The organism is Bifidobacterium erythrocebi (assembly GCF_012932675.1).
In the GTDB taxonomy this organism is placed as follows: Bacteria; Actinomycetota; Actinomycetes; order Actinomycetales; family Bifidobacteriaceae; genus Bifidobacterium; species Bifidobacterium erythrocebi.
Window position 1 is genome coordinate 113,133 of the sequence record NZ_JAAIIF010000006.1, and the last position, 11,585, is coordinate 124,717.

Annotated in this window: 10 protein-coding genes; all 10 read left to right on the forward strand. The window is 62.5% G+C overall.

Going from position 1 to position 11,585, the window contains the following annotated elements:
* Window positions 1–2 precede the first annotated feature (2 nt).
* The 10 genes from G1C98_RS02315 (at window position 3) to G1C98_RS02360 (ending at window position 10,760) form a co-directional block, all read left to right on the forward strand.
* The gene (locus G1C98_RS02315; protein ID WP_169078846.1) at window positions 3–830 is read left to right on the forward strand and encodes a glutamate ABC transporter substrate-binding protein; all 828 of its coding nucleotides are present in this window, start codon (window positions 3–5) and stop codon (window positions 828–830) included.
* The gene (locus tag G1C98_RS02320) at window positions 830–1,507 is read left to right on the forward strand and encodes an amino acid ABC transporter permease (protein WP_169078848.1); all 678 of its coding nucleotides are present in this window, start codon (window positions 830–832) and stop codon (window positions 1,505–1,507) included. The genes G1C98_RS02315 and G1C98_RS02320 overlap by 1 nt, the downstream gene beginning before the upstream one ends.
* 6 nt (window positions 1,508–1,513) lie before the next feature.
* Window positions 1,514–2,626: an amino acid ABC transporter permease gene (locus G1C98_RS02325; RefSeq protein WP_169078850.1), complete on the forward strand. Its 1,113-nt coding sequence runs from the start codon at window positions 1,514–1,516 to the stop codon at window positions 2,624–2,626.
* Window positions 2,627–2,824: 198 nt separating this feature from the next.
* Window positions 2,825–4,477: an ABC transporter substrate-binding protein gene (locus G1C98_RS02330; RefSeq protein ID WP_169078852.1), complete on the forward strand. Its 1,653-nt coding sequence runs from the start codon at window positions 2,825–2,827 to the stop codon at window positions 4,475–4,477.
* A 1-nt stretch (window position 4,478) separates the two neighbouring features.
* The gene (locus G1C98_RS02335) at window positions 4,479–5,456 is read left to right on the forward strand and encodes an ABC transporter permease (RefSeq protein WP_169078854.1); all 978 of its coding nucleotides are present in this window, start codon (window positions 4,479–4,481) and stop codon (window positions 5,454–5,456) included.
* A complete protein-coding gene (locus G1C98_RS02340; protein ID WP_169078856.1) occupies window positions 5,456–6,313 on the forward strand; it encodes an ABC transporter permease in 858 nt (285 codons plus the stop codon). Before G1C98_RS02335 ends, G1C98_RS02340 begins: the two co-directional genes overlap by 1 nt.
* Entirely contained in the window at window positions 6,310–7,146 is an 837-nt protein-coding gene (locus tag G1C98_RS02345; protein ID WP_169078858.1) for an ABC transporter ATP-binding protein, read from the forward strand. Before G1C98_RS02340 ends, G1C98_RS02345 begins: the two co-directional genes overlap by 4 nt.
* On the forward strand, window positions 7,139–7,915 hold the full coding sequence (locus tag G1C98_RS02350; protein ID WP_169078859.1) for an ABC transporter ATP-binding protein: 777 nt from the start codon (window positions 7,139–7,141) through the stop codon (window positions 7,913–7,915). The genes G1C98_RS02345 and G1C98_RS02350 overlap by 8 nt, the downstream gene beginning before the upstream one ends.
* A gap of 540 nt (window positions 7,916–8,455) precedes the next feature.
* On the forward strand, window positions 8,456–9,466 hold the full coding sequence (locus tag G1C98_RS02355) for a cystathionine beta-synthase (protein WP_169078861.1): 1,011 nt from the start codon (window positions 8,456–8,458) through the stop codon (window positions 9,464–9,466).
* A 112-nt stretch (window positions 9,467–9,578) separates the two neighbouring features.
* Window positions 9,579–10,760, forward strand: coding sequence for a cystathionine gamma-synthase (locus tag G1C98_RS02360; protein ID WP_169078863.1), 1,182 nt, complete (start codon window positions 9,579–9,581; stop codon window positions 10,758–10,760).
* Window positions 10,761–11,585 lie beyond the last annotated feature (825 nt).

An 11,585-nucleotide genomic window follows, 5' to 3' on the forward strand; every position in this document is an offset into this window, starting at 1 on the left:
GTATGAAGAAGACATGGTTCAAACGCGCGTTGGCGGCGCTGTGCGCGCTGACCTGCGTGGTTTCGCTTGCGGGCTGCGGTGCCGACGAGGGGAGCGACAAGATTCGCATCGGCATCAAATTCGACCAGCCCGGATTGGGATTCAAGAAGTCCGGCACCTACGTCGGGTTCGATGTGGACGTGGCCAAGTACATCGCCAAGAAGCTCGGCTACACCGAGGACGAGATCGTGTGGAAGGAGGCACCGTCCAAGCAGCGTGAGGCCATGCTGCAGAACGGCGACGTCGACTTCATCATCGCGACCTATTCCATCACCGATGAGCGCAAGAAGGTCGTGGATTTCGCCGGACCGTATTTTGTGGCCGGCCAGGACCTTCTGGTGCGTAAGGGCGAATCCTCCGTCAAGGGACCGGAGGATCTGAACGGCAAGCGTCTGTGCTCCGTGACCGGCTCCACCTCTGCCGTCACCGTCAAGGAGAAGTTCGCCAACGAGGTGCAGCTTATGGAGCAGCCCGGGTACGCCGAATGCGCGACCGCACTGTTCTCCGGCATCGTGGACGCGGTGACCACCGACGACATCATCCTCGCGGGTCTTGCCTCCGCATCCCGCGGCCGCCTGCAGGTGGTGGGCAAGCCGTTCACCCAGGAATACTACGGCGTGGGCATCAAGAAGGGGCGCGACGATCTGAAGAAGAAGATCAACGCGGCCATCGTCTCCATGGAAAAGGACGGCTCCTGGAAGCGTGCCCTTGAAGACAACACCAAGGGCACCAACTACAAGCCGAATCCGAAGTACAATCCGCCGGTGCCGAACGGAAAGGGGAACAAGTGATGCAGGACCTTACACTGCTGTTCACCGAATACAACGTGCCGGGCGCCTTCCTGGTGAACATCGAGCTGACCCTGTGGTCCGCGCTGTTCTCCATGATCCTCGGCGTCATCCTCGTCATGATGCGCATCTCGCCGGTCGCTTCGCTGCGTACCGTGGCGGGTGCGTACGTCGAACTGTTCAAGAACCTGCCGCTGACCATCATCATGGTGTTCATGGTGCTCGGCGCCTACGCGCAGCTCAAGCTCACCTTCTCCGACACGTTCACCACCAACTTCTTCTGGCTGGCGGTCACCGGCCTGAGCCTGTACACCGCCGCCTTCGTATGCGAGTCGCTGCGATCCGGCATCAACACCGTGCCGATCGGCCAGGCCGAAGCCGCGCGAGCGCTTGGCCTGAGCTTCACGCAGTCCGCATTCCAGATCATCCTGCCTCAGACGTTCCGAGGCTCCGTCGCACCGCTGGGCAACACCTTCATCGCATTGCTGAAGAACTCCACCGTCGCGGCCGCGGCGTCCGTGGCGACCGAGACGTCGAGCATGATGAGCGAGATGATCGAATACCATGCCGACCTGATTGTGCTGATCTTCCTGATCTTCGCATTCGGCTATGTGATCCTGATCATTCCGATCGGTCTGCTGACGACCTATCTGTCCAACAAGCTCGCGGTGAGGAGGTGACGCGCGATGGCAGCAAACAACAATGAAAGCGCGGTGCTGTTCGATCAGCCCGGTCCCAAGGGACGCAAGATGATCAGCATCGCCAACTGGATCGCCGGAATCATCTTCGCCATCGTCGTGGTGCTGATTCTGATGCGTCTGCATAATCCGCCGGACGGCGAGAACCAGCTGAGCTGGGAACTGTGGAAGCCGGCGCTCGACGCCGAAGCCTGGACCGATTTCTACCTGCCGGGACTCTGGGCCACCATTCGCGCCTCGGCGCTGGCGGTGGTCGGTGCCGTGGCGTTCGGCCTGCTGTTCGGCATCGGACGACTGATGCCGAATCCGCTGATCCGCGTCGTCTCCGGCGCGATCGTCGAATTCGCGCGTGCGGTTCCGGTGCTGCTGCTCATGATCTTCTTCTGGCGTTGGTTCGCCTCAGTGGGCGTGCCCAGCCCCGCCTACTGGTCCGTGGTGCTCGCCCTGGTGATCTACAACGGTTCGGTGGTCGCGGAACTGGTACGTTCCGGTGTCGGCAATCTGCCGGATGGACAGCGCGAGGCGTCGCTCGCCCTGGGCCTGACCGAAACGCAGTCCCTGATGCAGATCGAGGTCCCGCAGGCCATCGTCGCCATGCTGCCCGCCGCGGTCACCCAGCTGGTCGTGGTGCTTAAGGATACCGCCCTCGGCTCCATCATCATGTACACCGATCTGCTGCAGCAGTCCCGCCGACTCGGCTCCATGTACTTCAACATCCTGCAGACGCTGGTCGTGGCCGGTGTGGTCTACTTCTTCGTCTGCTGGCTGCTGTCCCGACTGGCCGAATCGCTGCCGGCACGTCTCCAGCAGCACACCGCCGCGCCGACCGAGCCCGAACCCGTGGCCCCCATCGCGGCAGGCGATCCCTCCAACGTGAACCAGATCGCCGTGGCCAAGGAGGTCGAGGAGCTGCCGCTCGGCGGCACCGATCGCCAGTACCACGTGCATCATCGTGGCACCAACGCCTCGATCCACCAGTGGAGGCAGACCAAGTACGTGCAGGGATACGACGTGACGCACCCCGAATCGCAGGAGGAAGCCGAAAAGGACAAGCTGTTCAAGCTCCACCACAAGAAGGAGAACCACAGCGAGGAGGAGTGATCCTCCGGCTGCCTTTGCGTAGGCCGGGTACATGCAAGCCGTTCCGTATGAAGCCATTGCTTCGTGCGGAACGGCTTGCGGCGTTTATGAGGGCTATACTGGAACGCGGCGATCGACCCTGAAGGGCGGTCAGCCACGCAACAGAGACGGCACGGCCAAGGCGGCCGGCACGCCGTCGACCCCGAATAAAGGAATATCATGACAACATCCAACGGTGCATACGGCAATGCCGATGCAACCACAGCAGAGAAACGCAATATGGAAGGTACGGCCAATGAGGCCGGCGTGGCCAGCACGGACGAAAGTCTGAACGCCCGCATCAAAACGCCGAAATCCAAGCGACCGAACACGTGGGTCATCATCGTGGCGGTGGTGGCCGTCATCGCGATCATCGTCGGCGTGGTCGCCGTGGTCAACGGACGAAACGCCAAGCAGTCGGCATCGAACAACGACACCGTGACCATCGGGCTCAAACTCGCGCCCCCCAGCCTCGATATCCGTCACCAATCCGGATCGGCCATCGAACAGGTGCTCATCGGCAACGTGTACGAAGGACTGCTCAGCCGCGACAGCGACAACGCCGTGCAGCCGGGACTCGCGAAAAGCTGGGATATCTCCAAGGACGGCAAGACCTACACCTTCCACCTCAACCGGAACATGACGTTCTCCAACGGCGACAAGCTTGACGCCGATGACGTGGCATGGTCCATCAACCAGCTCAAGGAAAAGCAGTACTACAACGCCAACCAGGTGGAAAGCCTCACCAAGGCCGAAGCCGTCGACGCGAACACCGTGCGGCTCACCCTCAGCGCCCCGGACTCCAACCTGCTGTGGTACCTGACCGGGCGCCCGGGCCTGGTATTCGACAAGGACGCCACCTACAACGCGAAGACCCAGGCTGTCGGATCCGGCCCATACACCGTCGAATCCTTCGACTCTGCCAGCAAGATGGTGCTCAAGGCCAACCCGAACTACTGGGGCGCCGCCCACAAGCCGGCCACGCAGCATGTGATCATCGACTTCATCACCGACGACAACGCGGCCGTCAACGCGCTGAAAAGCGGCGACGTGGACGTGCTCTCGCCGGTGAACGCCACCCTGGCGAAATCGCTCGACCCCAAGACCTACAAGGTCTCCACGGCCGACGGCAGCGACAAATTCGTGCTCGCCTTCAACTGCGCGAACAGCAAGCTCAAGGACAAGCGGGTGCGCCAGGCCATCCGCTACGGCATCAACCACAAGGAGATCATCGCTTCCCGAGGCGGTGTGGACGCTGCACTCGGCGGGCCGATCCCATCCGTGGACCCCGGCTACGAGGATCTGACCGACCTGTACCCATACGATCTGGACAAGGCCAAGCAGCTCATGGGCGAAGCCGGCTACTCCACCGGCAAGCCGCTGAAACTCACCCTGACCTATGCCAACACCTACGGTACGGAACTTGGCGACCAGCTCAAGAGCCAACTCGCCAAGATCGGCATCGACCTGAACATCAACTACGTGGAGTTCTCCACCTGGCTGCAGGACGTGCATACCAACGGCGACTACGAGCTCTCGCTGGTGGACCATGCCGAAAGCCACGACTTCTACAAGTGGACCACGCCGGACTACTACTTCCATTACGACAACGAGACCGTGCAGTCGCTGTACGCCAAGGCGCTCGCGGCCACCAGCGAGAAGGATAGCGCCGAGTACCTCAAGCAGGCGGCGAGGACCGTCAGCGAGGATGCTCCGGCGGATTGGCTGTTCGCCTACCGCGTGACCGTGGCCTACAACAGGAACATCAAGGGATTCCCCAGCAAGCTCAGCCAGACCGTGCTGCCCCTGTGGCAGATCTCCAAGGCGGAATGACATGGGATTCGTGGCCAAGCGGTTCGGGCTGTTCGTAGCGGCTCTGTTCGGACTGTCGATACTGGTGTTCGTGGCATTGCGCATACTGCCCGGCGACGTCGCGGCCGTCATGGCCGGAACGAACGCCACGGCGGCCCGCATCGCCGCACTGCGTACGCAGATGGGACTCGACAGACCGCTGATCGTGCAATACGGCGATTGGCTCGCAGGACTCCTGCACGGCGACCTCGGCATGTCCGCCATCAGCGGCAAGTCGGTCGCCTCCCAGGTCGGCGCCCGTGCCGCGGTCACGTTCCCGCTCATCGTACTCAGCCTTATCATCGCGCTGCTCATCGGCCTGCCGCTCGGATGCGCGGCCGTCATCACCAGAAACACGCGGCTGCGCGGGCTGTTCCACGCGCTCGCCATCGTCGGCGGTGCCGTTCCCGCCTTGTGGAGCGGCCTGCTGCTGATCCTGCTGTTCTCCCGCGGGTCGGGACTGCTGCCGGTCCTGCCCTCGCAGGGGTTCCCGAACAACGGCTGGGCGAATTTTGGGCGTGCGGCCGCTTCGCTGGTGCTGCCCGCATTGGCCACCGGCATTACCGCAGGCGCGGGCATCATGCGCTACACGCGTGCGGCGTTGGGCGATGCCGCGCAATCCCAGGCAGTGGCCATGGCGATGGCGTGCGGTATGACCCGCCGGCAGGCGCTGCTGCGCGTCGGTTTGCGTCTGTCGCTGCCGCAATTGGTGTCGGTCGCCGGATTGACGTTCGCCCAAATGGTGACGGGCGTGATGGTGGTCGAGAACCTGTTCGCGCTGCCCGGTCTTGGCGCGATGCTCGTCACCGACGTAGGCAACCGCGATCTGATCGCCGTGCAAAGCGAACTGTTCCTGCTGGCGGCGTTCTTCCTGCTGCTGGGACTGGTGGTCGATATGGCGCATCGCGTGCTCGACCCGCGGCTGAAGAACGCGTCCATCGGTTCGGGGGAGGTGCTGTGATGACTGCTGCCCGTGTGATCGTGCGCTCGATGTGGCGCAAGGCAAGCGGCAAATACGCGCTGATCGTGCTTGGGATATGGGTGATCGTCTCGCTCGTCTCGCTCGTCTGGACCCCGCATGCGTTGCTCGATGCCGACGGGTTCCATGCCTGGCAGGCCCCTACGGGGGCGCATCCGCTGGGAACGGACGGCGTCGGTGCCGACGTGCTGAGCTGGCTGATGGCCGGATCGCGCACGAATCTCATCATCGCGGTGCTGACGGTCATCGTGGCCGGAGTGTTCGGTCTGGCGCTGGTCGCCGCCATGGTGTCGCGCGCATCGGCTCTGCGGTCCACATCGGTGGTACTGGTCGACGCGCTGATCTCGATTCCGACCGTGCTGATCGCCCTGATGCTCACCGTGCCGTTCGGCGCTTCGGCGGCGGTGATCGTGGCAGCATGCGGATTCGCCTATGGATTGAACCTGGCGCGTATCGTAAGACCTGCGGCCATGCTTGCCGCGCGTTCGCGGTATGTGGAGTCGGCGGTGTGGTCGGGCGCTTCCGGCATGCGGGTGTTCCTGACGCATATCGTGCCCAATGCGATGCCGGTGCTGCTGGTGCAGCTGTCGATGAGCGCGGGCACGTCGATACTGGCCGAATCCGGCCTGACCTACCTGGGCGTCGGCGTGGGAGCGGGCGTGCCGAGCTGGGGACATTCCCTTGCCACATCCGTGAAATTCATCAGTATCTACCCGATGACCGTGCTGTGGCCCGGTCTGGTCGTGACGCTGACGGTGATTGCTTTGCATCTGTTCGGTGATGCGCTGCGTGATGCGGCGGATCCGCTGACCAATCCCGAGCTGAGGGAGGCCGCATGAGCATCGAGATTCGTGATCTGGACATTACGGTCGGCTCGAAACGCATCGTGCACGACGTGTCCATGGATATCGCCGACGGCGAGCGGGTCGGCCTGATCGGCTCGTCCGGGTCGGGCAAATCCATGATCGCCAAGGCGGTGATGGGATTGCTGCCCGAGACGGCGCGGGTGGGCGGTTCGATCGTGGCCGGCGGCAAGCAGCTGGTCGGGCTGGACGATACCGCCATGGCCGACCTGCGCGGACGGTATATGGGCATGGTGTTCCAGAATCCGGCGGCGGCGCTGAACCCGGTGATGACGGTCGCCCAGCAGGTCGGCCTGCCGTTGTACCTGCATTACGACCTGTCGCTTGATGAGCGTGTCGAGCGTGTCAAGGCGATGCTCGACAAGGTCGGCCTGCCGCAGGATGCGCTGCTCAAATACCCGCATGAGCTGTCTGGCGGCCAGCAGCAGCGCGTCGGCATCGCCACCGCGCTCATCACGTCGCCGAAATTCATCATCGCCGACGAGCCGACCACGGCATTGGATTCGATCACGCAACGCCAGATCGTCGATCTGCTGACATCGCTGGTCGACGGTGCCGGCGCGTCGATGCTGTTCATCACCCACGATTTCGCCGTGTTGTCGCGCGCCACCACGCGCTGTTATGTGCTTGACGGCGGTGCGATTGCCGAATCGGGCAGGACCGCCGACATACTGCACGATCCGCAGGGCGAACCCGCACGTCGATTGGTCGGTGCGGCGAGAATGCTCACGCTGCGGCGAGATGCGGAGGTCTCGACTCGTGGGTTTTCGGGCGTGACGGCCGCTGAGAGGAGCCATGACGATGAGTGAAACCGTGCTGCAGGGGCGGGGCATCTGCAAGAGCTTCGGGACGAAACGAGACCGCCGGCAGGTGCTGTTCGACGTGGACATCGACGTGCGCGAGAGGGAGTGCCTGGCGATCATCGGCGCTTCGGGGTCGGGCAAATCGACATTGACGCGCGTGCTGTTCGGGCTGGAACCAGCCGATTCGGGTGAGATCACGTACCGTGGGCAACGGCTTTCGCCATCGCACGACTCGGCGGCGAGCCGTGCACTGCGCGACGAGACCGGATTGGTGTTCCAGGACCCGTTCGGCTCGCTCGACCCGCGTTGGCGGGTGGCGCGTACGGTGGGGGAGCCGTTGAGGCTTCGACGTGACGGACCGGGCGATGACGAGATCGTCTCACGGGTCGATCGTGCGTTGCGTGCGGTCGGTCTTGATCCGAAGACGTTCGCCGCGCGATACCCCGTCGACCTGTCCGGAGGGCAGGCACAGCGTGTGGCCATCGCGCGCGCCATCGTGGCCGATCCGTGCATCATCCTCGCCGATGAGCCGATGAGCGCCATCGACGTGGCCGCCCGCGTTCGTATCCTTGATGCCTTTGCGGCCATCAGGCAGGCGAATCCCGGTATGTCGCTCGTCATGGTCTCTCATGATCTTGGCGTGGTGCAGCATATCGCCGACCGTGTGATGGTGTTGCATGACGGGCGGGTGGAGGAGAGTGGTCCGACCGCGCGGATCCTTGGCGACCCGCGTACCGCGTACACGCGCTCGCTGATCGAGGCCGCTTCGTTGTAGCCAGGTTGTTGTTGCTGTAGGGTTGCTGTTGCCGTAGCTATGGCCGTAGGTCATGCCGAACCATGGATGACCACATAGTGAGACACTTGGGAAAGCGTTGTTTTGCAGGTTGCCGGATGCGCGGGAATTCCAAGGCTTAGGGCATGCCCGCAGTGTGCCTGGCATCACCGGGTGAAAGGTTTTACGCGCCGGCGGCCAGGATGCTTCGGCGCACCGTTGTCGATACGCGTGCTACAGTACGAACCATGCATTTCATTTCATGTTGTTGTCGCTAACCGACGCCTGGGGGCGCACGGTCAGTGACGCATAACTTGAAATAGAACGCATTCTTCGCGACAGCAGTCGTCGCAATCGGAATCACACGGTACCTGCGGAATCGGCATATCGGTTCCTTGGCCACGCATACGCATACCGCATATCGGCGGTACGATTCCGCAACACCTGGAACGCGATATTTCAGCAACACATGGTTTCTGCCCGTCCGCATCCGGACGTCGGTTCGCAAGAACAACACACACGAACCAACAGAAAGCAGCGACCATGACCATCTACAACAGCACCTCGGAACTCATCGGCAACACCCCGCTCATCCGTCTCAACCATGTGACCGACGGCATCAAGGCCACCATCGCGGCCAAGGTCGAATACTTCAACCCCGGCGGCTCGTCCAAGGATCGCATCGCCGAGCGCATCGTCGACGCCGCCGAACGAAGCGGCGAGCTGAAGCCGGGCGGTGTGATCGTGGAACCGACCTCCGGCAACACCGGCGTCGGCCTGGCCATGGTCGCCCAGCAGCGTGGATACCGCGCGATCTTTACCATGCCTGACAAGGTTTCCGAAGCCAAGCGCGCAGTGTTGCGAGCCTATGGCGCCGAAGTGATCGTGACCCCCACCGACGCCGGTCCGAACGATCCGCGCTCCTACTATCAGGTCGCCGAACGTCTCGCGCAGGAGATCCCCGGAGGCTACCGTCCCAACCAGTACGACAATCCGAACGGACCGGAAAGCCACTACCACACCACCGGCCCGGAAATCTGGCAGGCCACCGACCACAAGGTCACGCATTTCGTGGCCGGCATCGGCACCGGCGGCACCATCTCCGGCACCGGGCGCTATCTCAAGGAGGTGTCCGACGGCAAGGTGCAGGTGATCGGCTCCGACCCGGAAGGCTCCATCTACTCCGATCCGAGCGACGTGCACCAGTACAAGATCGAAGGCGTGGGCGAGGACTTCTACCCGAAGGCCTTCGACCGAGACCTGCCGGACGAGATCGTGCAGGTCGCCGACGCCGAGGCCTTCGAAATGACCCGTCGCCTCGCTGCCGAGGAAGGCCTGCTGGTCGGTGGATCGGCCGGCATGGCCGTCGTCTCCGCGGTGAAATACGCACGTAAGCACGATCTTGACGAGAACCAGACCGTCGTCGTACTGCTTCCCGATTCCGGGCGCAGCTACCTGGAGAAGATCTTCAACGACGACTGGATGCGCGCCAACGGATTCGGCGATGTGGTGGACCGCACCACCAAGCCGAGTCTCGCCGAACAGTACCTGTGACGGCATGCGGATTCCCGAGCATCGCAAACGCAACCTCTCCACAGTCACTACAGACAATCAGTTCTTACACAACAACCAACCCAACGATTTCAACCAGCAAAGGACCAACATCATGACCATCTCCACCAACACCGCAGCCCTCAACGCCTCCGCCCGCGCCACCCGCGCCATCCACGCAGGCCAGGAGCCCGATCCGACCACCGGCGCCGTGGTCACGCCGATCTACATGACCTCCACTTTCAAGCAGGACGGCGTCGGCGGTCTGCGCCACGGCTACGACTACAGCCGTTCCATCAACCCGACCCGCAATTCCTTCGACGAGCAGCTCGCCAGCGTGGAAGGCGCGACATACGCGCTGAGCTTCTCCTCGGGCCTCGCCGCCATCGACGTGCTGCTGCGCTCCACCCTGAAGCCCGGCGACAACATCCTGCTCGGCAACGACGTGTACGGCGGCACCTACCGTCTGCTCTCCAAGGTGTTCGTGCCGTGGGGCATCGGCCTCGACGTGGTCGACATCACCGACACCGCAGCCGTGTCCGCCGCGCTCGCGAAGAAGCAGTACGCCTACATCTGGGTGGAGACCCCGTCCAACCCGCTGCTCAACATCACCGACATCGCCGCCACCGCCGCCGTGGCGCACGCGCACGGCACCAAGGTCGTGGTGGACAACACCTTCGCCTCGCCGGTATTGCAGCATCCGCTGGACGACGGTGCCGACGTGGTGGTCTACTCCACCACCAAGTACATCGGCGGCCACTCCGACGTGGTCGGCGGCGCGGTCGTTCTGAATGATGAGGAGATCCGCGACGCCGTAGCGTTCCTGCAGAACGCCGCCGGTGCCGTGCCCTCGCCGTTCGACTCCTGGCTGGACATCCGCGGCCTCAAGACCCTCGACCTGCGCGTCAAGCAGCACAGCCGCAACGCGTTGAAGATCGCGCAGTGGCTGGAAACCCGCCCCGAAGTGGAGCGCGTATGGTACCCGGGCCTCGAATCGCACCCGGGCCACGAGATCGCGGCGCGCCAGATGCACGGCGGCTTCGGCGGCATGATCTCCATCCAGATCGCAGCCGGATTCGAAGCGGCCAAGAAGTTTGCCGGTGCCACCGAGGTGTTCACCTTGGCGGAATCCCTGGGCGGTGTGGAATCCCTGATCGAGCATCCGGGTGCCATGACCCACGCCTCCGTGGCCGGCACCACGCTTGAGGTTCCCGCCAACCTGATCCGCCTGTCCGTCGGCCTGGAGGATGCGGACGACCTCATCGCCGATTTGGAGCAGGCGTTCGCGCAGATCTGATTGCCGGGCCGATATTCCGATGCCGATTCCCGCGAAGTCCTGAGGGCGTGATTGCTCAAGTGCGGTTCTGAGGGCGGCAGTTGGATAGCTGGATAATATGGGGGCTTGTCTTCTTTGAAGACGGCCCCTTTTTCGTGCCTGATGGGGATAGGAAGAGCACGGCCGCCGTTGACGTGTCTTAAAAATGGTGTGCAAGGAATAGGGGAAAGTACAAAGGTGGAACCACACAGCAAGATCGATGGTTCCACCCTGTCAGGAGATACATCGGGAGATGCCGATGGTTGGGAAGAATCAGCATTGAGCGAATGCTCGGGAAAAGGAACTCCCCAACAGTTCGCATTATATGGGTGCGTGACCGTGCATAATCGGCATTTGTCGTTTTGCATGGTTTGCTGTTGTTTTTGCAGCGGTGGTGTCCACGTAGTGATACGAACCATGAGACAGTGTCGAAACGGTACCTGGCTGCGGTGTGCTGTGGCGGGGCTGGTTCGGCATTGCCGATCGAGTCATATTGCGTGTTTTCCTTGTATCTCGCCTATGTGTGGCAGATTTGCCCCCTTCTGTTTTGCTATCTCGCTTATCTGTGGCACCGAAACCGGGATACGCGAAGTACGAGCGTTGGAATTCCAACGCTCGTACTCGGCATATCGCGCGATACGTGCCACAGATAAGCGAGATAGCGATATCGAAAACCCGAAATCTGCCACACGTAAGCGAAATAGGCCGCAGTTTTGCCACGTTCCGCGACTTATTTAGTCGTGTACCTCTGTGGGGTGTTAGCTTGTGAATGAGGGTCTTGATTGTCGTTTGGTGGAGTTTGTTTGC